We start from the raw sequence: 19059 nt of genomic DNA, 5'->3' as shown, positions 1-19059 counted from the left end.
GGCGTGGGATGTGCGAGAGCGTTAGGGTAGTGGGATGCCGTCGTTTCAGACCAAGTTGAAGATCACTGGCCTTAAGCCGGGCAACGCACCCGAGTCGGTGATGGCCGCAGCGGTGGAAGCGCTGGAAACCCGCCACCATGTCGAATCGAACCAGCTCGACATCGTGGGAGGCGTACCCCAGATCAGCCTGCGCTTCACAGTGGGCGACCGGGATTACTCGGGCGAGAACGACGAAGCCCGGACGTCGGCAGCCATGATGCGTGACGCCGTCGAACGCGTAGCTGTCACTGGAAGCCTTTTCGTGTTGCGTCGGAGCCGCGGCCGTTGGTCGCCGGTTTAGACCAGTTAGTCAGCCCTACTCGGGCTGCGGAACGTCGCCGGGCTTGTCGGCGTCGAAGGGTTCGTCCACGGGGGATCGGCTGCCGCGGCGCCGGGTAACGATCAATCCGACCACCACGCCGATGACCAGGCCCAGTCCCACCCCAATGAGTGAGCTGGCCCAAAAGGGAAGCTTGGTGGTGGAGCCCGTGAAGTAGCCCAAGCCGACCTGCCATACTGCCCAAAGCACTGCTCCCAGGCCGGCGCACAGGCTGAAACCGCGGACCGAAACGTTGGCGATGCCCGCCGCGGATGAGGTGGCGAGCCTGCCGCCGGGGATAAACCGAGCGCCGATGATGGCGCCGTAGGTTGACGAACGGCCGGCTTTGGCGATGGCCTCGTGGATTCCGCGGTGGACCCGGCGGCCCCACGACCACCGGTCCAGAACGTGGCTGATGCGCCGTTTAAACAGCAGGAACACTGCCATGTCGCCCAGCCAGGAAGCGAACGCAGCAAGGAACAGGATGAGCCAGAAGTTGGCGTGGCCGTCGGCTGCGAGCGCCCCGCCGGTGATCACCACCATCTCGGAGGGGATGGGCGGGAAGATGGCATCGCCCAACACAATGGGGACAATCCACAGGTAAATTGCGGATCCCCATGTCTCTGGAGCGATGATATCCATGGGCAAAAGGTACCGCACTTGCCGCGTCCCCCGCTCGGGGGTGAGACTGGCGCCATGCGAATCGAGATTCTGCACGGTGACATCACCACCCGCCGGGTTGACGCGATCGTCAACGCCGCCAATTCGTCACTGCTCGGTGGAGGGGGAGTGGACGGCGCCATCCATAGGGCCGCGGGCACGGAACTTCTTGAGGCCTGCCGCGAGCTGCGCCGGACGCAACTGCAGGACGGACTTCCGGTAGGTGACGCCGCGGCTACGCCCGCCTTCCGGCTCCCCGCACGCTGGGTGATCCATACAGTGGGACCCAACCGGCACGCGGGTCAAACCGATCCGGCGCTGCTGGCGTCGTGCTTCCATCAGAGCCTGAAGGTGGCGGCGGGTCTTGGTGCCCGATCCATCTCCTTTCCTGCGATCAGCGCCGGAATTTACGGCTGGGACGCCGGTCAGGTCGCGGAGGTAGCGTTCGACGCCGTGAGGTCGTTTTCGTCGTCAGTTTCAGTTTCGGGCGCTGTGGACAGCCCGCTTGAGCGGGTGGAATTCGTACTGTTCTCGGAGGAGACGACGGCGGTCTTCCGGGCTGTGTTTGCCTCCTCGCCGAGGGGTGACTCCTAGCCGCGGTTTAGCGACTCACCCGGGGTGGCTGACCTCATGCCGCTGAGGGCGCCTCACCGGGCACGCCCGCCGCGTGTTTGTGGCCGAGGAACCTGCCGGCCTTGAAGTACCAGTAGGGCCAGGCGGCCCAGGACGATGCCCCCGCGATGAAGCCCGCTCCCATGATCCCGTAACGGAGCCACTCGGGCCCGGGAAGGAGGAAGCCCAGGCCAGCCAAGGGGAGGCCGATCCAGAGGGCTCCGCCGATGAACCGGCCGAGCTTCGCGAGCCCCTGCGGGTAGTCCTCAACGTGGAGAAGTTTGTTGTTCGCCACAAAGAACCAAGTTCCTTGGACGACGATTGCCGCAACGGAAATTGCTGTTGACGGCCCAAAGTCCAGGACCTTGAATACCAGCAACGCCGAACTCGTGGCCCCGGCTGCGCATGCTGTTACGGTGACCCACTTCAATGGTCCGGTCCACGGTGCCTTCGGGAGACGCTGGTGAACTTGGAGGATTACCGGTATAGCGAGAACGTTGAACACGGCTCCGGTGGCATCGTTGATGGCACCGAAAACGAACGGGCCACCCTTGGGCACTTCCACGGCGTACATTGCTGCGAGGGTGGCGATACCGAGGGCACCCGCGGCAGCAGCAGAGAAGGCGAAGGCTGATGCGGCCCTGTCGCCTGGAAGCTCAACTGAATTGTCCATCTCCCGCTCCCGCAAACTAGCCCGGAATCCTCATGGTAGTCCTGATCAGAGTCACGTGGAATGGGTCTGGGAGGCCCTTAGCCGCGGGCTTCGCTGAGCTCCAGTTTGCTGCGATATTCCACGCGTTGCTTGCTGATGGGATCCACAAATGTGATGCCGCGGGCCAGCAACTGAAGGGGTTTGGAGTAGTCGTCCGGGGCTTTGTCCAGCAGGTCCGGGTAGAAGGCGTCGTTGACGATTCCCAACCCAAGCGTGGCCATGTGCACGCGGAGTTGGTGAGTCTTTCCGGTGTGCGGTTCCAACCGGTACAACGCGCGCTGGTGAGTTCCGGCGTCGAACGTTTTTGTCTGTTCAATGCGGGTTTCCGCGTTCGGTTCTCCGTCGATGACTTCCGCGAGCAGGTAACTGCGGGACTTGGTCATGCGGTTGCGGACAACCACCGGGAATTCGACGGCGGGATAGCCTGCGGCCGGTGTCGCGGCGGACACGCACTCGTATTCCTTCTGGACCTGGCGCTTCTCGAAGAGGACCTGATACTTGCCGCGCGTCTCCGGGTTGGTGGAGAGCAGCAGCAGGCCGGCCGTCATTCGGTCCAGGCGGTGCATGGGGATGAGGTCCGGGAGGTTGAGCAGGTTCCGGAGCCGGACCAGCGCGGATTCCTGGATGTAGGTGCCGCCTGGCGTTGTGGGGAGGAAGTGCGGTTTGTCCACCACCAGGATGTGTTCGTCTTGGTGGAGGATGTTGATTTCCACGGGCAGGCGGGTCTCGGGCGGGAGTGTGCGGTAGTACCAGATGAAGGTGTGGTCCTCCAGCTTGGTGCTGCGGTTCAGCGGTACCCCGCCTTCGCCCACGATCTCTCCGGCGTCAAAGCGGTCCTCGATGCCCTGAGGATCGATATGGCCCCAACGATGCATCATGTAGTCCATTGCGGTGGTCCACGGTCCCTCGTCCGGCAGGCGAAGACGGGTCGCGTTCACGCCGTCGCGCACGGGCAGGGGGGATTGCATCACTGGTCAATTCTACCGGCGTTGCGTTGCGAGGCCCGCTCTGCACCCCTGGGCGGCTCCGAAAGGCGCAAAGCGGGCCTCACAACGGGAGAGATAGTCCGACGATAAAAAAGTTCTTGACAATAAAAGTTGTCGGTAAGCATACTTGAAGCATGTTGGACATCGAAGTGATCGAGGACCCGGCCGCGGCGGAAGCGTCGCTGGATCCGATCCGCACCCGAATCCTGCAGGAGCTCGTCGAACCGGCGTCCGCCACGCAGCTCGCCGCGAAGGTCGGGTTGCCCAGGCAAAAGGTGAACTACCACCTCAAAGCCCTCGAACGGCACGGTTTGGTGGAGCTGGTGGAGGAGCGACGCAAGGGCAACGTCACCGAGCGCGTACTGCGCTCGACCGCGGCGTCGTACCTGATCTCGCCTGTCGCCTTGGCGTCTGTGGCGCCTGATCCGCGGCGCTTCTCTGACCGGTTCTCCGCGTTCTGGTTGCTTTCACTGGCTTCCCGTACCGTGCAGGAAATGGGCAAGCTCATCGCCGGAGCGGCCGTTGCAAAGAAGAAACTGGCCAGCTTCGCGATCGACGGCGAGATCACCTTCCGCTCCGCTGCCGAACGTGCGGCCTTCGCGGAGGAACTCGGTGTGGCGGTGACCCAACTCGTGGACAAGTACCACGACGGCGGTGCGGCCGCCGTGGCGGGCGGCGGGCGCAAGCACCGCCTCGTCGTCGTACTTCACCCCGCACTCAAAACCGGGGCACTGAAAGCACCCTCAACCCAGCACCCAGCAGAAAAGGACCAAAGCAATGACTGATAACCGGAAATTCGAAATTGAGACGGACGTCGAACTGCCCGGCACCCCTGAACGAGTATGGCAGGCGGTCACCAAGGACACCCCCGCCTGGATGTTCCCCACGGATCAGTGGCCGGACGTGAAGACCACCGAGGAATACCCCAGTCACCTTGTGTCCCGCATGGACGGCCCGGATGGATGGTTCAACCAGTTGGAGCACATCCTTGAGCCGCTGGAGGGTGGCCGTGCCAAGCTCCACTACGTTCACAGCGGGATCTTTGCCGAGAACTGGGATGAGCAATACGACGGCGCCAGCAAGCACACGGAGTTCTACCTGCACACGTTGGGTCAGTACCTGCAGTACTTCGACGGCAAGCCCGTGGTTTTCACGGACATTCAGGCGCCTGCTTCTTCGCAGACGGTGGATGGATTCGTTCAGCTGAAAAAGGCCCTGAATGTGGACGGTGTAGCCGCCGGCACCGCAGTGGATGTGGACGTCGACGGCGTGGGGCGGCTGGCCGGGGTAGTGGACTTCTCCAACGAGAACTTCCTGGGCCTCCGGACCGCGGATACGATGTACCGCTTCTTCGGTCGGAACGCATTCGGTGCTCCGGTCGGGATGACGGTGCATGAGTTCAGCGGCTCCGGCGATACAGAACTTACGGCCAAGGCCTGGGGTGCGTTCCTGGAGAAGGTTTACGCATAGCAGTTCCGGTTAGGCCGCCCAGGCCCGGGTTACGGATTCCAGGGCGGCCTCGTAGATCGATGCCCAATCGGTGGCGGGATCATTCATCTGCGCAAGTTCCAGGCTGACGAGCCCTACTTTCGTATTAGTTGGGTCGGGTGGGCGGGACCAGGCGGGCGGCGGACTAGGCGACCGCGACGGCGGCTGGCCGCTCTGTCTTTAGCGTCCGGCGGAGGTGCGGCGAGGCGTCGAGCTTGTCCTGGGCGGCGCGAAGCGCACCGACGGCGAACTCCAACTGTGCAGCGGGCGAGGTGTACGGCACGCGCAGGTAATGCTCGAACGCGCCTCCCACCCCGAAGCGGGGTCCGGCCGCCAAGCGCACGCCGAAGTCGGGCGCGAGCACGGTCAGTGCGGTGCTGCATGGCGTGGGAAGGCGGCACCATGCTGTCAGTCCACCCCGCGGTCGCTCCACCTCCCACGAGGGCAGATGCTTTGCGAGCAACCCCAGCAGTGATTCCCGGTTGTGCCGGAGCTCCTCAAGCCGGGAATCAAGCGGTTCCGCGAAGGACCGCACCAGGCGCGCCGCCGCCAGTTGTTCAACCACTGGCCCACCCAGATCCATGACTGTCCTCGTGGCAACAAAGCGGGCAATCAGGGAATCGTCTGCCCGGATCCAACCGGTCCTGAGTCCCGCCCAATGCGATTTGCTCAGCGACCCGATGGAAACCACCGCAGGACTGAACGACGACATCGGCGCGGTGCGGACGCCGTCGAGATTCAACCCACGCAGCGTTTCGTCCACCACCAGCACGGTTCCGGAAGCAGCGGCCGCCCGCGTAAGGCGTCTGCGTTGCAGGTCGGACATGATGCGCCCGGTCGGATTGTGGAAGTCCGGCACCAAGTAGGCCATGGCCGGGCGCTGCTGATTCATGATGGCCACCATTGCATCGATGTCCCAGGCTGGCGAGGTGCCCGAGGGCAGTGCCACCGGCAGGGGCTTGCAGCCGGCGGCGCGGATGGCGTCCAGGGCGTTGGGGTACGTGGGGTGTTCCACTAGAACCCGGTCCTGCTTTCCGGCCAGGGCGCGCAGCACAACGTTGAGGGCATGCTGTGCACCGGACGTGACAAGGATCTGGCCCGGCGTCGTTGGCACCCCTTCTGCTGTGTACTTCTCTGCGATGGCTTCGCGGAGGGCCGGCACCCCTAGCGGGTCGTATCCGAACCCGGGCAAGAGGGCCGGCAACTCGGTCAGGGCGTCAGCGAAGGCGCGATGCACTACCTCGCCGGCGGCCGGCAATGACGCATACGCCAGGTCCAGGAGCCCCTCGGGAACCGCGAACCCAGGCGCGCTTGCTGGTTCGGTGCGGTGGGGAATGCATGTCCGTCCGCGGCTGCCCTGACCTGCCGTGAGGAATCCCTGTTCGCGCAGGCTCGCATACGCGGCAGTGACCGTGGTCCGGCTGAGTCCGAGTGTCCGGGCGAGTGCCCGCTCGCTTGGCAACGCGACGTCCAAGGGGATGCGTCCGTCCATCACCAGCAAACGCACGACGTCGGCCAGCTCCCGGTAGGCGGGAAGGGCGCCGGAGTTCCAAGAGCCGAGAAGGCGAACAAGTGCGGTGGGATTCAGGGAGCCGGACATAAGGCCAGTATTCCAAACTGGCTATGGAATACAAGGCCAGTTCTCTTGGATGATGTACTTCATGATGACCCGAAGAATCACTCAACTCCTCATTGGCCTCGCGATGTACGGCATCTCCTTGGCCATCTTTATCCGCGCCGGCCTGGGCTTGGACCCTTGGGATGTGTTTCACCAAGGCGTATCCGAAAAGACGGGCTTCAGCATGGGTGTTGTGGTGATCGCGGTCAGCTTTCTGGTTCTCCTCCTGTGGATCCCGCTCCGGCAGATGCCAGGGATCGGAACCATCGCCAACGCAATTCTTGTGGGTCTCTTCGCCGATCTGGGACTGTGGCTCATCCCGGAGTTCTCGCACCTGGGCGGACAGATCGCCATGCTCGCCGGTGCCGTGATCCTCAACGGCATCGCGTCCGCTTGCTACATCGGTGCCCGCCTTGGACCCGGTGCCCGTGATGGCCTGATGACTGGGCTTGTCCGCCGAACTGGTTGGTCCGTGCGCCTGGTCCGCACCGGAATCGAGGTGGTTGTCCTGGCTGTTGGCTTCCTGCTGGGCGGTTCCGTTGGTGTTGGTACGGTGGTCTATGCCTTGGCGATCGGCCCGATCGTGCAGGTGTTGCTGCCGAAGTTCATGGTGCCGGAACGTCCACAAGCGACGGCCCCCACGGAAATCGTGGAGGCCGCGCCGGCTGCCTGACGGTCGCCACTTAGGCGCCGCTTAGCGGCAGGCCTCCAGGTCCTCGCCGTACTGCAACCAGTCCGGTAGGTCCTCACTGAAGGCGTCTCGGATGGCGGGCGATCCAGCGCTCCGCCAGTCGACGTCGTCGTTAATCTCGATCTCGTACTTCTTCCACTCAAACCAGTTGATCATCTTCAACTGCGGGTACTTCTGGTGGGTTTCAACGGAGAAGACCTGACGCCACCATGCCTGCTTGACGTCCAGCTCGGACGCCCCGCCGCGGGCCGGGGTGAAGATGGCTGCCGTCTCCGGGATGGCCACCGGCTTGTTGTGGTCCACACCGTACACCTGATAGAAATCCGGGACGGAACTGTCGTCACCGGCTGTGCCGCTATAAGTGCCGGTCAGCATGGCCAGGAACTTGCCGGACTCCGAGATATCGTTGTTCCCCCAAGGCCGCTGATTGCCCCAGTGATACAGCGAAACTCCCACCCAATCCACGGCGTCGTCCCCGGGGTAGTAGGGAGCATAGGTGTCGTCAGCCATGGTCAGCGCACCGTCACGGTCCGTGTCGAGCGCGGCGAAATCGCCAGTTCCCGGACGGGCCGCGAATTGGCCCCCTGTAAACGGGTAGCCGCCACCATAGTTCGGGGCCCACATCATGGACGAGCCCGGCGCCCCGGCATGAATTGCAGCGGCCACTTTGCGGAATACCTCCACATAACGCAGCGGTTGCTGGCCCCAGGAATACCAGGACCCGTTCATTTCATGCGCAAAACGTACGACGACGGGCGTCCCCTGATCGTTGACGGCCCGTAAGTCGGTGGCCAGTTTGGCGATCACTTCGTCGCTCATGGTCTCCAGGCCGCCGTGCGGTTCCAGGGTCAGGAGCAACACGCCCCCTGTTGGGCGGACCTGGGTGACGGCGTTGGTGGTGTGAGCCCACGTTTCGTCGTCGTAGGGGACATCCGAAAATTGCACTACCACCGCCGGATCATGGCCGAGGTTTTCCCGGTGCTCGGACAATGTCTCCGAGTCCCAATCGAGGTTCACGCCCAGAAGCACACCGTCCTTGGGGATCATGGTGGAAGCATCCCCGGCCCGGCAGAGGGACAGGGCCTGGACTACCGGCACCACCTCCTTGGAAGCAAAACCCAGGCCCGTGGCAGCGAGGGTCGTCACCACCAAGGGGATGAGCAGGCTGGCCCGCCGGCGTTTTCTGTTCGGATGTCCCGTGAAAGTGGGAGGAATCTGCGTCACGGTCAGCCCCATCCGATGGAGCGATGACGACGCCTGAAGAGAGACCGCCAACTGAAGCGAGGCGCAAGCCCGCGTGGCCGCACGAGTGCCGCACCGCCGTCGACGGCATCTTGGCGAGTTGCGTAGATACGCGCGACGTGACCCAGATGGGCTTGGAGGTGGGTTTCCTGGAGCTCGCTGGAATCGCCGAAAAGGCGGAGATCGCCGCCGCGCGATCGGAGCAGGTGCAGCACCTCAAGCACCCCTACTACGCCTGATGCTCCCACCGAAGTCACTGCTGCGACATCCAGCAGGACCAGGACGGGGCCGTCCGCGGCGGCCTTGGCGGATGCTTGGCGAATAGCGGGAACAGTAGCGGCGTCCAAGGCGCCGGTGATGGTCAGATCCACCGATTTCAAGGCGGTGGAGGTGGTGTTCGGGGCATGGGAGAGCATGGACATGGGGGGTCGCTCCTTGCTGGGGGTTGGAACGGCGTTAATTGATGGTTGCGGTCAGGGTGTGGGTTTGGTTGTGGCACCAAGGACGCTGGTGAGCTCCTTGGGAGTGGGCATCGGTTCAACGAGGTGGTCGCCGCGCCCCCGGTACCTCGCGGCACCGATCACCACGCTCAAAAGCGCCAGGTCCAAGACAACCCAGGCCAACGTGATGAGGGTGGGATAGAGCGGCGCTTCCCCGGATGACACTCGGGCAATGCCGATCAACGAGGACACAACGAGCAACGCCATGGCAACTACTTGTAGCCTGACATGCTGGAATCCGCGGCCCGTGGCCTGCTTGCTCTTGGCTGTCACCGAGAACGCGAGGTGCTTGCCAAGGAAAACCGCTGCCGCGCCTGAACACGTGGCTGCGATCCAGGTGGGAAACAGGGCAAAGGACCACTGCTGGCCGCGCCACAATCCCTTCGACCCGTTGCCCGCTACTTGGAAGAGCAGCTGACACGAAATGAAGAAGGGCAGGAAGAGGCAGAAGAACACCACGGGGCTGGCGGTCAGCGGGTAGGTACCGGCCACCAGGAACACCACAGGCGCCGCGATGTAGCTCAGGGCCGCGAAGCCATTCAGATAACTCGTCATAGTGCCCAGATACATTAGGCGCTGAGCCACGGTAAGGCCCCGAAGAAACAACGGATTGTCACTGAAGAACACCTGCATGGTGCCGGCCGCCCATCGATGCCGCTGCGAGAGCATGGTGGACACGTCCTCAGGGGCCAACCCATGGACCAGCACCTCGTGGTGGTAGACGCTGCCCCACCCCATCGCGTGAAGGTGCATGGCCGTTGCCATGTCCTCGGTGATGGTGGTGGTGTCCATGGGGTGGATGGCCAGTGCTTGGTCCGTGTGGGCCACATCCACCGATTCCAAGACAGCGTCAAGTTCCGGCACCACGTCGTCCAATGCATCGGGAACTGCCAGAGCGGCTGTATGGAAGGCGATGCGGAGTTCGAAAGTGATCTCGGCGAGGACATCGCCTCTGCGCACCTGATGCTCCGCGCGTGCCACTGCCTCCAAGGCCTGTTCTGCAACGATCATGGCCGCGGGATGACGCCTGCCGACTTCGCCGTGAAGGTCCTGCAAACGCGATCGGCCCCGACGCAAAGCGCGCCAGGTCTGCTCAGTGGCTGTCCGCGTGTAGCGGGTCAAGCCCAGGGCCATGAGGGCTTCACGGCGTAGGACAGCATTGGAACCGCAGAAGAACGCTGCGTCCCAGCCGTCCTTGCCCTGTTGGATGGGGCCGTAGAAGAGTTCCGCCTGGCTTCCCAGCGGGTCCCGTTCCGGAACATTCCAAAAGTGCTGCGGGGTCTGGACGAAAGCCACTTCCTCGGCATCGAAATAGCCCAGCACGCGGTCCAGGAAACGCGGTTCAGGGACTTGGTCTGCGTCAAAGATGGCCACGAACTCGCCCGTTGTCATGGACAGGGCGTTGTTGACGTTCCCTGCCTTCGCGAAGCGCTGCCGGCCATCCCACTCAGGACCGCGGGTGATATACCCGACGCCGATCCGCCGGGCTGCGGTGGCAAATTCGGCCCGGTCGCCGTCGTCAAGGATCCAGGTTTCGTGCGGGTACTCCATGTCTCTGGCCGCGATGGCCGTTTTGAGCACCAAGTCCAGCGGCTCGTTGTAGGTGGCGATGAAAACGTCCACCGATCTGCCCGGCAGGGCTGGTGGGGGAGGTGGACGTCGTCGTGCGTTCCACATGGTGACGGCGTAAAGCGCCGATTCGCCAAGGCTGTAAGTCTCCGCGGCCACGAGGGGCAGCGAGATCCACCAGGCATCCCACGCGACAGTGCTCGACCAGCGCCAGCTGATATAAATCAATCCAAAGGAAACTACAAGAACTGCAAGGATCCTTACCAGTATTTGTCTGTAAATGCCCATCTTTAGCCTCCGGTAACTGCTGGGGAAAAGGCCAAGGCGCGCCAGTATGTCCAAACGCTCCTCAGAGCGAAGTTCGGGAGGACACGGCTGACGCGCCTGGAGCTGCATCTTCGATGCTCAAGGGAAGGAATTCGGCTGCGAACGGAATGTCCTTTTCCCAACGGATTTGAAGGAAATCTGCAAACCAGTTGGTTCCTGCTTCCACTTTCTCCCGCCGATATTTCATCCTCGTTACGGCATTGAAAAGTAAACCTGCGTTGATTATTTCCTTGCTGTGACGTTTTGCGTGTCGCCTCGAAAAAGCTTGCGTGCCACGGGCAGACGCCTTCAGAGTGGCACCATGAAGCGAAGACTCATGCCCCTGACGATGCTCGTCGCCGGCCTGACCATCGCAGCTACCCTCATAGCCCCGGAACCGTCCGCGCTGGCTGCCGCTGGTATGCCCGCACCTGGAGAGCTGGTGTGGAGCGACGAATTCAACGGCCCCGCCGGCACGGCACCGGACCCCGGAAAATGGACTCACGACACCGGAGGATCCGGCTGGGGCAACGGCGAACTGCAGTACTACACCAACAGCACAAATAATGCTGCAGCCGATGGGCAGGGAAACATGGCCATCACCGCCCGGAGGGAGAATCCTGCGGGCTATGAGTGCCATTACGGCACGTGCCAGTACACGTCCGCGCGCCTCCTGACCGCCGGCAAGTTCAGCCGAACACAAGGTCGGTTCGAAGCCCGACTCAAACTGCCCAAGGGGCAAGGCATGTGGCCCGCCTTCTGGATGCTCGGCGACAACGTTTTCACCGACGGTTGGCCCACCAGTGGCGAGCTCGACATCATGGAAAACGTTGGCAAGGAACCCGGAACGGTCTGGGGAAGCATCCACGGCCCCGGCTACTCCGGGGCTAACGCCTCCAACGCCAGCTACACACTGCCCGACGGTAAATCCCTGGGCGATGCTTTCCACACGTTCACGGTGGACTGGGGGCCTGAGTCCGTCACCTGGTACATCGACGGAACGGCCTTCTCACGAAAGACCAAGGCAGCAACTGCCGGCCCGTGGGTTTTCGACCACGACTTCTTCCTGCTCCTGAACCTCGCCGTGGGCGGTTACTGGCCCGGAGCGCCAGCTTCGGACACGGTGTTTCCGCAGTCGCTGCTGATTGATTACGTCCGCGTGTACGAGCTTGCTTCCGTTCCGGCGGCGCCTTCCTCTGCGGCCGGCACGCGCATCCAGGGCTATGCCGGCAAGTGCATTGATGTGGCCGGTCGGCAGGCAACTGACGGGGTCACCTTGCAATTATGGGACTGCGATACGGCAGCGTCGGAGCAGTGGACGTTTGCTGACAACGGCACCATTCGGTCACTGGGAAAGTGCATGGACGTGGCGTGGGGATCAACCGCGAACGGTGCACGAGTCCAACTCACCAGTTGCAACGGCAGTCCGGCGCAGCAATTCGTCCTGAACAGTGCCGGGGATCTGGTGAACCCGCAGGCGGACAAATGTGTGGACGTGACTGACTGGAATTCATCCAACGGTGCTCGGTTGCAGCTGTGGGATTGCGCCGGTTCCACCAACCAAAAGTGGTGGCGGATGGCGTAGAAAACGTCCGACGGCGGCGCGCGGCTTGCGGTGTCCGGCGGCTATTGCTGGGGCGGCTGGGGAGCTTCCTGGAGTAGCGGGCCGGGCTGGCAGTTGCGCGCAGCCGTCGCGGCGGTTGTTGGCCGGACCTGGCTGGCCTTAAGTGGCCAGGTCCGGCCCCTTGTTGAGCTTCATGCTGGACTATGGAGCCGGCTGGCAGCGCGGACAGAAGTAGATGTCACGTTCTTCCGTGCCGTCCGGTCCTGCAAGAAGGCCGCGGCGTACAGCAGTGCCGCAGCGCCTGCAGGGTTGACGCTCCCGGCCGTACACCCAGTACCCGGGACGCATGGCGCGCGGCCCCAGGGTGGTCCTCCGCCCGGGACCCAGGTTTTCGCCGAGGAGCCGTTTGGCGTCATTGACTGTCTTAGCAAGGTCAGGGACGTCTCCTATGGGCAGGGCAGGGTGAATGCCGGACAGGAAGCATGCCTCGCATCTGTAGATATTGCCAATGCCCGCAAGCTTCCGCTGGTCCAGCAACGCGAATCCCACGGTGACGTCCGGTTCGGCGCGAAGCCTGCGCAGCGCTTCTTCCTCGTCCCAGTCGGGGCCGAGCAGGTCCGGCCCGAGGTGTCTGACGATCTTGTCTTCCTCAGCTGTGGGCACCACTTCCAGGATGCCCAACGAGAACCCGACGGCGTCCACGGAGTCCGTGCGGAGCACGCACCGGGCAGTGTGGCCGGGTTTGGTCCAGCGACCACCCGGTGGGTAGGTCATCCAGTTCCCTTCCATTTTGAGATGGGAATGGATGGTCAGGGCACGGGGTTTCCTGCTGGCGCCGGGTTCCTCGTCAGCAGGGCCCGTCAGGCGCATGAGCAGGTGCTTTCCCCTGGGAACAACCTCGGCCATGGTCCAGCCCGCCAGGTTCAGGGTGGCAAATCGCGGCACGCGGAAGTCGGAGGCCTTGATGGTCTTCCCGGCCAATGCCTCGTGTAGCCGTGACGCGGCCCGCCAAATGGAATCACCTTCAGGCACGGATACGGAGTCCTTTCGGAGTGGAGTATGCGCCGGCGTCCGCGAGGGCGACGGCGATCGGGGTTTCCAGGAGATCGTGGCCATTGACTTTCTCCATGAAGAGTTTGTCCACGGCCCCACGGCGCACCACATCCACCAGCGCCTGGGCCGCAACTGTCAGCACGGCGTCGTCCTGGCTGAACGTGAGCAGCGTCTTGCCGCCGCGTTCCACGTAAAGGACCAACGCGCCGTCGACCATCACCACCAGCGCTCCGGCCTTGCGTCCTGGCCGGTGCCCGGAACCGGCGTCGACAGAGAGCGCAGGCCAAGGAAGGGCCGCGCCGTAGGGGTTGGCGGGGTCTGTCGCGGCAAGTGCGAGCGCGGAGGGGTCGGCTTTGGAGATGCGGGCGTCCTCCGTGAACGACCTTAACCGGTCAACCGTGGCAGGGACGGCGAACTGGGCGGCCCCCAAATGCTCGATGAAGTAGCCGCGGCGGCAACGGCCGGCTTCCTCCAACCGGGCCAGCACTTTATACATGAGCCCGAAGCCACCGATGATGTTCTCCGCCATGACCGAACCACGCGTCACCACGCCGTAGCGGTCCAATAAAAGCTCAGCCGTGCCGCGGGCGTGGATAGTGGGGTCCAGTTCCGGTGCGGGAAGCGCTGACCAGCGGCCCACTGCCGACGGCGGGGCAGGCGCAATGCCACCTGTTAACGAGCCGTAGCGACCCCCCGTTAGCCCGGGTGAGCCCAAGAGGCCCGTCCCATGGGAACGGCCAAGCCTGCTCATGCGCGGGGCCCGGGCCCTCGGCGCTTTGGCTACTTGCCGGTGGGCGGTTTTCCCGCCGGCGATCATGGCCCGCACGGGAGCGAAAGTATCGCCTGTTACACGGCCGGCCCAGACGAGGTCCCAGAGGGCAGACACCACGGCGTCGTCGCTCAATACCGCGTCCATGCCACCGGCCACATCCGTCAGTTGCCGGAAGAAGTAGCCGCCGCCTGCGCTGAAATGTTCCAAGAGCCGCTGCTGGGCATCACCGGGTTCGAATTCGGGGTCCGGGTTGAGCGTCAGCTCAGCGGAGTCGGCTACATGGAGGCTGATCCAGCCGTCGTTTCCGGGCAGGGAGCCTGCGCCGGACCAAAGGAGTTCGCCGGCGGCCATGAGTTCGTCCAGCATTGCCGGTTTGTAGTCCGCCACCCTGCTCGCGAGTACCAAGGGTTCCCATGCGGATGCCGGGATGGGCACTCCGGACAGTTGGTCCACGGCCGTGATGATCCCGTCCAGCCCCCTTAGCGCCTGGCTTCGGGACTTACCCGGCGAGGTCACGTTTTGCCATGCCGGCAGGAACCGGCCGTAGGCGGCTGTGTCCACGGGCTCTACTTCGGCCCGCAGCGCGGCGAGCGAGCGACGCCTCAGTCTTCGCAGGACCTCGGCATCGCACCATTCGCTGGACGGCGGGGCGTCCACGCTCATGAGCTCTGAGTCGGCTGCCTCGGAGGGCTGCTCCGCGACGGCGTGTGGGCGGAATTCGCCTTCCACCACCCGGCCGTCACCGGCCAGGCGCTTAAGGGCAGTATTGACCACCGCTACGCCCAGTCCCAGCCTTGCTGCAGCCTCCGCCGCCGTGAACGGTCCGTGGGTGCGGGCGTAGCGCGAAACGAGGTCCCCCAGGGGATCGCTGACCGGCTCGATGAACGCTAGCGGCACGCCCATAGGCAGCGGAACACCGATGGCGTCACGAAGCCGTGCCGCATCCTCAATTGCCGCAAAACGTTCGACGCCGCCGATGGTTACCTTGAGTGCGCGGTTGGCTTTCTGCAATGCCGCGAGGTGGGAGCCGGCGTCCGCGACGCTGCCATGTGGCGCTGCCGCTTGGCTTTCTTCGAGTTCGTCTACGTCCCCGAGCCCAGTTTGCTCCAGCCCTTGGAGACGTTCAGCTACTTCTTCAACGCTGAGCGGACCGAGCAGCCTCAGCAGATCCGCGACGCCTTCCATGCCACGAACCCGTCGGTCCGGGGCAAGGCGCTGCAGTTCCAACTCTGTTGAATCGATGACGGCGGCGTCCAGGAGTTCGCGCAGTTCCACCCGGCCGAGGAGTTCGTTGAGGAGCGTGGAGTCGAGGGCGAGGGCCGCAGCCCGACGCTCCGCCAAGGGGGAGTCGCCCTCGTAGAGGAACTGGGCAACGTAACCGAACAGCAAGGACTTCGCGAAAGGGGAGGGCTGCTGCGTGGTGGTCTCCACGATCCTCAGTTCCCTGCGCTCCACGGACGCTGCGATGTCTTTCAGTGCGGGTAGATCGTAAACATCCTGCAAGCATTCCCGGACTGTTTCGAGCACGATGGGGAACGACGGGTACTTCCGGGCGACGTCCAGCAACTGGGCTGAGCGCTGGCGTTGCTGCCACAGCGGCTGGCGCTTGGCCGGATTCTGCCGGGGGAGGAGTAGGGCGCGGGCTGCACATTCGCGGAACCGGGATGCGAACAGGGCGCTGCCGCCTACTTCCGTGGTGACGATTTGTTCGAGTTCCTCCGGGTCGAAGAGGAAGAGTTCAGCGCCGGGTGGCTCGTCTTCCATCATGGGCACGCGCAGCACGATGCCGTCATCGGCTGCCATGGCGGATCCGTCCAAGCCATAGCGCTGCTGCAGGCGTTGGCCCACTGCAAGTGCCCATGGGGCGTGAACGGGCATGCCGAACGGGCTGTGGAGGACTACCCGCCAATCGCCGAGTTCGTCGTGGAAGCGTTCAACCACCAGAGTTCGGTCGCTTGGGACAATCTCTGTGGCTTCCTTTTGCTCCCTCAGGTACTGGATCAGGTTGTTTGCGGCGAAGGCATCCAATCCGCTGGCCTGGCAACGTTCCATGGCCGGGGCTTCGTCTGCTGCCGAGAGTTCCCGAATGAAAGCACCCAGCGCGCGGCCCAGATCTACGGGCCTGCCGAGGGAGTCGCCCTTCCAGAAGGGAAGCTTCCCGGGTTGCCCAAAGGCAGGGGAGACCAGCACTCGATCGTGGGTGATGTCCTCGATCTTCCAACTGGTGGCTCCGAGTGCGAAGACGTCTCCCACTCGGGATTCGTAGACCATTTCTTCGTCGAGCTCACCAACGCGGCGTCCTCCCTTGGCTGCACGGGCCGAGGCGGTCGGTTCACTCCCGTCCCCGCTGCTGGGGGAAGCTGAGCCCTCTACTTCCGTACCGATGATGTAAACACCGAATAGTCCGCGGTCCGGGATGGTGCCGCCTGACGTGACAGCAAGGCGCTGGGCACCGGGCCTGCCCTCAATGGTCCCGGCGTGCCGGTCCCAGACGATGCGGGGCCGTAGTTCTGCAAATTCGTCTGAAGGATACCTTCCGGCCAGGAGGTCCAGGGTGGCTTCGAAGGCCGAGCGTGGCAGGCTCGCGAACGGCGCTGAGCGACGGACGGTGCTGAACCAGTCCTCAACGTCGATGCTGCCCAAGGCGGTAGCCGCCACTGTTTGCTGGGCCAGGATATCGAGCGGGTTGGCGGGAATGCTCAGGCGTTCAATCTGCCCACTGAGCATGCGTTCAACGGTGACGCTGGTGTGCAGGAGATCCGCGCGGTGTTTGGGGAAGAGCACGCCTTCGGAGATCTCGCCGACCTGGTGCCCGGCACGCCCGACGCGCTGCAACCCACTGGCCACCGACGGGGGTGACTCCACTTGGACCACCAGGTCCACGGCACCCATATCGATGCCGAGCTCCAGCGACGAGGTTGCCACAACGCAGCGGAGCCTCCCGGACTTGAGATCGTCCTCGATCATGGCCCGCTGGTCCTTGGAAACCGAACCATGGTGCGCGCGGGCCAGCACAGGATCGGCGCCGGTAGTGCTTCCAGCCTGCGCCATCATGTGCGCAGGAGTGGCCGTGGAGGCCGGGATTCCGGGGCTGGTTTCGGTCGCTCCGGGAGCCGCCCACTCGCTACCGCCCACCGCCATCAACTGGCGTTCAGCGTAGATCTCGTTGAGTCGGGCTGTGAGACGTTCCGCCAGGCGACGGGAATTGGCAAAGACAATGGTGGACTGCTTGGACAGGACCAGATCCACGATCTGCTCCTCCACATGCGGCCAGATGGAAGCCTGGGGTTGCAGGCCCGATGCCGGCCCGGAGTCGAATGCTCCCGCAGCGCCCTGAAGATCCGACATGTCCTCCACGGGGACTGTGACCGTGAGGTTCCAGTTCTTCTTGGATGGCGGAGCGACAATTTCCACCGGAGCTTGCCCTGCCAGGAACTGGGCCACCAACTCTCGGGGCTGGACTGTGGCGGAAAGCCCGATGCGCTGGGCAGGCTTCGGAAGCAGGGCGTCGAGGCGCTCCAGGGAAACGGCCAGGTGCGCGCCGCGCTTGGTGCCTGCTACGGCATGCACTTCATCGATGATGATGGTGTCCACTTCGCTGAGCGTCTCCCGGGCACGGGACGTCAGCATGAGGAACAGTGATTCCGGGGTGGTGATGAGGATATCCGGCGGGTTGGTCAACAGCGTGCGGCGATCGGCCGCCGTCGTATCTCCTGAACGCACACCGACTGTTACCAGCGGTGCCGGAAGCCCTAAACGCTTGGCGGTTTGCGTTATTCCAATCAGGGGTGCGCGCAGGTTTCGCTCCACATCCACACCCAGTGCCTTCAGCGGCGAGATGTAGAGGACGCGCGTCTTGGTCTTGGGCCGCTTTGCCCGGCCCTTGCCATTGACCGGGACGGTCTCCAGTCCCGGCAATGTGTCACTGGGCTTGGAATGCAGGCGATCGAGGGCCCAGAGAAAAGCAGCGAGTGTCTTGCCGGAGCCAGTAGGAGCGACGACCAAGGCATGAGAGCCCGAGGAGATCGCGTTCCACGCCCCATCCTGCGCGGGTGTCGGCTCGGAAAAAGCGCCTAGGAACCATTCCCTGGTTGCCTGGCTGAATCGGCTGATGGCGCCATCCGACGCCTGCGGCTCCTGCATTCCTCCATCATGCCCCACGACTCCGACAGAATAAGCCGGAGCCGTGGGAAGACGGTCAGACTGCCTGGAACGCCGTGATGGTCAGGAGCTTAATACCCGCGTTGCTGCACGCATCGTGGGGCTCCGGGATGAACAGCGACGCTGTGTCGTTCGGCGGGTAGATCCGGAAACCGGCGGCGGGCACCTTGGTGCAGTCGCCGTAGTTGCCGGCTTGGGTGTAGCGGATTTCGGCCCACGCCGACTTTCCCGGAACCAGTTCAATCTTGGTCACCGGAGTTGTGGTTTCGCGGGTTGCAGGTTCGCCGATTGGCTCACCATTGGCGTCGGCAGTCAGGGAGACGCCGGCGAAGCCCTCCAAGATACAGGGGGCTGTGCCGGAGTTTGTCAGTATCAACTTCTCGTAGATGCTGCCGGCCGCACCGCCGCCAGTCGCGTCGGTTGTGGCACTGAGGGACGCAGCCTTGCACAGCGCGGGTGCTGCGGGTGCTGCGGATGTTGCTGACGCTGAGGGTGAGGGCGTCGTCGTGGCTGTTGCAGAAGGAGAGCTTGACGTCGCCGGGACCGAGGCCGACGGCGTCGAAGAGGTTGGCGGGGCGCTGCCGGTCCCGGACGGGCTGGGGCTTGGCCCACAAGCAGCAAGAAGCAACAGCGCAGCGGCTGCTGTCGTCGTCACAAGACCGGTTTTGATGCGCTGAGTCCACATGGGCACCAGCTTTGTTCCGGCCATGATGCGAGTCAATTCAGCCACGGCTTGAAGCGCGGATTGGCGCCCGGATTGTGATCTT

General features: G+C 63.8%; 16 protein-coding genes. 6 read left to right on the top strand and 10 right to left on the bottom strand.

What is annotated here, in order from left to right:
• Positions 1-34: 34 nt before the first annotated feature.
• The gene (locus AC6CH8_RS18315) at positions 35-340 is read left to right on the top strand and encodes a hypothetical protein (protein ID WP_420180129.1); all 306 of its coding nucleotides are present in this window, start codon (positions 35-37) and stop codon (positions 338-340) included.
• Between the two features lie 15 nt (positions 341-355).
• Here the strand turns inward: AC6CH8_RS18315 and AC6CH8_RS18310 are convergent, their stop codons facing one another.
• Positions 356-1000: a DedA family protein gene (locus tag AC6CH8_RS18310; protein WP_091465318.1), complete on the bottom strand. Its 645-nt coding sequence runs from the start codon at positions 998-1000 to the stop codon at positions 356-358.
• A gap of 54 nt (positions 1001-1054) precedes the next feature.
• On the opposite strand from AC6CH8_RS18310, the gene AC6CH8_RS18305 reads away from it, so the two are divergent.
• A complete protein-coding gene (locus tag AC6CH8_RS18305; protein WP_498191770.1) occupies positions 1055-1612 on the top strand; it encodes an O-acetyl-ADP-ribose deacetylase in 558 nt (185 codons plus the stop codon).
• Positions 1613-1646: 34 nt separating this feature from the next.
• Here AC6CH8_RS18305 and AC6CH8_RS18300 read toward each other — a convergent pair whose 3' ends face one another.
• Both AC6CH8_RS18300 and AC6CH8_RS18295 read right to left on the bottom strand, forming a co-directional pair.
• Positions 1647-2303, bottom strand: coding sequence for a hypothetical protein (locus AC6CH8_RS18300; protein ID WP_498191769.1), 657 nt, complete (start codon positions 2301-2303; stop codon positions 1647-1649).
• 77 nt (positions 2304-2380) lie between these two features.
• On the bottom strand, positions 2381-3310 hold the full coding sequence (locus AC6CH8_RS18295; RefSeq protein ID WP_498191781.1) for a pseudouridine synthase: 930 nt from the start codon (positions 3308-3310) through the stop codon (positions 2381-2383).
• 152 nt (positions 3311-3462) lie between these two features.
• Here AC6CH8_RS18295 and AC6CH8_RS18290 point away from each other — a divergent pair, with 152 nt between their 5' ends.
• A complete protein-coding gene (locus AC6CH8_RS18290; RefSeq protein WP_498191768.1) occupies positions 3463-4113 on the top strand; it encodes an ArsR/SmtB family transcription factor in 651 nt (216 codons plus the stop codon).
• The gene (locus tag AC6CH8_RS18285; protein WP_498191766.1) at positions 4106-4798 is read left to right on the top strand and encodes an SRPBCC family protein; all 693 of its coding nucleotides are present in this window, start codon (positions 4106-4108) and stop codon (positions 4796-4798) included. Before AC6CH8_RS18290 ends, AC6CH8_RS18285 begins: the two co-directional genes overlap by 8 nt.
• A gap of 163 nt (positions 4799-4961) precedes the next feature.
• On the opposite strand, the gene yczR is transcribed toward AC6CH8_RS18285, so the two are convergent.
• Entirely contained in the window at positions 4962-6416 is a 1455-nt protein-coding gene (gene yczR / locus AC6CH8_RS18280) for a MocR-like transcription factor YczR (protein ID WP_498191764.1), read from the bottom strand.
• Positions 6417-6477: 61 nt separating this feature from the next.
• On the opposite strand from yczR, the gene yczE reads away from it, so the two are divergent.
• Entirely contained in the window at positions 6478-7107 is a 630-nt protein-coding gene (gene yczE, locus AC6CH8_RS18275; RefSeq protein ID WP_178993346.1) for a membrane protein YczE, read from the top strand.
• Positions 7108-7128: 21 nt separating this feature from the next.
• Here yczE and AC6CH8_RS18270 read toward each other — a convergent pair whose 3' ends face one another.
• From AC6CH8_RS18270 to AC6CH8_RS18260, 3 genes are read right to left on the bottom strand one after another with little or no spacing between them, the layout of a single operon-like run.
• Positions 7129-8361: a glycoside hydrolase family 26 protein gene (locus AC6CH8_RS18270; protein ID WP_498191763.1), complete on the bottom strand. Its 1233-nt coding sequence runs from the start codon at positions 8359-8361 to the stop codon at positions 7129-7131.
• Positions 8352-8789: an STAS domain-containing protein gene (locus tag AC6CH8_RS18265; protein ID WP_476112796.1), complete on the bottom strand. Its 438-nt coding sequence runs from the start codon at positions 8787-8789 to the stop codon at positions 8352-8354. The genes AC6CH8_RS18270 and AC6CH8_RS18265 overlap by 10 nt, the downstream gene beginning before the upstream one ends.
• Positions 8790-8840: 51 nt before the next feature.
• A complete protein-coding gene (locus AC6CH8_RS18260; RefSeq protein WP_498191762.1) occupies positions 8841-10724 on the bottom strand; it encodes a glycosyltransferase in 1884 nt (627 codons plus the stop codon).
• Positions 10725-11064: 340 nt separating this feature from the next.
• Between AC6CH8_RS18260 and AC6CH8_RS18255 the strand changes: the two genes are divergently transcribed.
• Positions 11065-12327 (top strand): ricin-type beta-trefoil lectin domain protein, encoded by a 1263-nt coding sequence (locus tag AC6CH8_RS18255; RefSeq protein WP_498191760.1) that lies wholly within the window; start codon positions 11065-11067, stop codon positions 12325-12327.
• A 180-nt stretch (positions 12328-12507) separates the two neighbouring features.
• Here AC6CH8_RS18255 and AC6CH8_RS18250 read toward each other — a convergent pair whose 3' ends face one another.
• The 3 genes from AC6CH8_RS18250 to AC6CH8_RS18240 are packed head-to-tail and all read right to left on the bottom strand — an operon-like array spanning position 12508 to position 19001.
• Complete coding sequence (locus tag AC6CH8_RS18250) at positions 12508-13338, bottom strand: DNA-formamidopyrimidine glycosylase family protein (protein WP_498191759.1); 831 nt, start codon at positions 13336-13338, stop codon at positions 12508-12510.
• Positions 13331-18274: an ATP-dependent helicase gene (locus tag AC6CH8_RS18245; RefSeq protein ID WP_498191758.1), complete on the bottom strand. Its 4944-nt coding sequence runs from the start codon at positions 18272-18274 to the stop codon at positions 13331-13333. Before AC6CH8_RS18245 ends, AC6CH8_RS18250 begins: the two co-directional genes overlap by 8 nt.
• Positions 18275-18329: 55 nt before the next feature.
• The gene (locus tag AC6CH8_RS18240) at positions 18330-19001 is read right to left on the bottom strand and encodes a DUF4232 domain-containing protein (RefSeq protein ID WP_498191757.1); all 672 of its coding nucleotides are present in this window, start codon (positions 18999-19001) and stop codon (positions 18330-18332) included.
• Between the last annotated feature and the right edge of the window lie 58 nt (positions 19002-19059).

The organism is Paenarthrobacter sp. GQ52, assembly GCF_059759005.1.
This window is presented reverse-complemented; position numbering and strand designations above follow the sequence as displayed.

Bases quoted from the DNA above. Each gene is read 5' to 3' on its own strand.
- AC6CH8_RS18315 (WP_420180129.1), top strand. From the start codon at position 35: ATGCCGTCGTTTCAGACCAAGTTGAAGATCACTGGCCTTAAGCCGGGC.
- AC6CH8_RS18310 (WP_091465318.1), bottom strand. From the start codon at position 1,000: ATGGATATCATCGCTCCAGAGACATGGGGATCCGCAATTTACCTGTGG.
- AC6CH8_RS18305 (WP_498191770.1), top strand. From the start codon at position 1,055: ATGCGAATCGAGATTCTGCACGGTGACATCACCACCCGCCGGGTTGAC.
- AC6CH8_RS18300 (WP_498191769.1), bottom strand. From the start codon at position 2,303: ATGGACAATTCAGTTGAGCTTCCAGGCGACAGGGCCGCATCAGCCTTC.
- AC6CH8_RS18295 (WP_498191781.1), bottom strand. From the start codon at position 3,310: ATGCAATCCCCCCTGCCCGTGCGCGACGGCGTGAACGCGACCCGTCTT.
- AC6CH8_RS18290 (WP_498191768.1), top strand. From the start codon at position 3,463: ATGTTGGACATCGAAGTGATCGAGGACCCGGCCGCGGCGGAAGCGTCG.
- AC6CH8_RS18285 (WP_498191766.1), top strand. From the start codon at position 4,106: ATGACTGATAACCGGAAATTCGAAATTGAGACGGACGTCGAACTGCCC.
- yczR (WP_498191764.1), bottom strand. From the start codon at position 6,416: ATGTCCGGCTCCCTGAATCCCACCGCACTTGTTCGCCTTCTCGGCTCT.
- yczE (WP_178993346.1), top strand. From the start codon at position 6,478: ATGATGACCCGAAGAATCACTCAACTCCTCATTGGCCTCGCGATGTAC.
- AC6CH8_RS18270 (WP_498191763.1), bottom strand. From the start codon at position 8,361: ATGGGGCTGACCGTGACGCAGATTCCTCCCACTTTCACGGGACATCCG.
- AC6CH8_RS18265 (WP_476112796.1), bottom strand. From the start codon at position 8,789: ATGTCCATGCTCTCCCATGCCCCGAACACCACCTCCACCGCCTTGAAA.
- AC6CH8_RS18260 (WP_498191762.1), bottom strand. From the start codon at position 10,724: ATGGGCATTTACAGACAAATACTGGTAAGGATCCTTGCAGTTCTTGTA.
- AC6CH8_RS18255 (WP_498191760.1), top strand. From the start codon at position 11,065: ATGAAGCGAAGACTCATGCCCCTGACGATGCTCGTCGCCGGCCTGACC.
- AC6CH8_RS18245 (WP_498191758.1), bottom strand. From the start codon at position 18,274: ATGCAGGAGCCGCAGGCGTCGGATGGCGCCATCAGCCGATTCAGCCAG.
- AC6CH8_RS18240 (WP_498191757.1), bottom strand. From the start codon at position 19,001: ATGGCCGGAACAAAGCTGGTGCCCATGTGGACTCAGCGCATCAAAACC.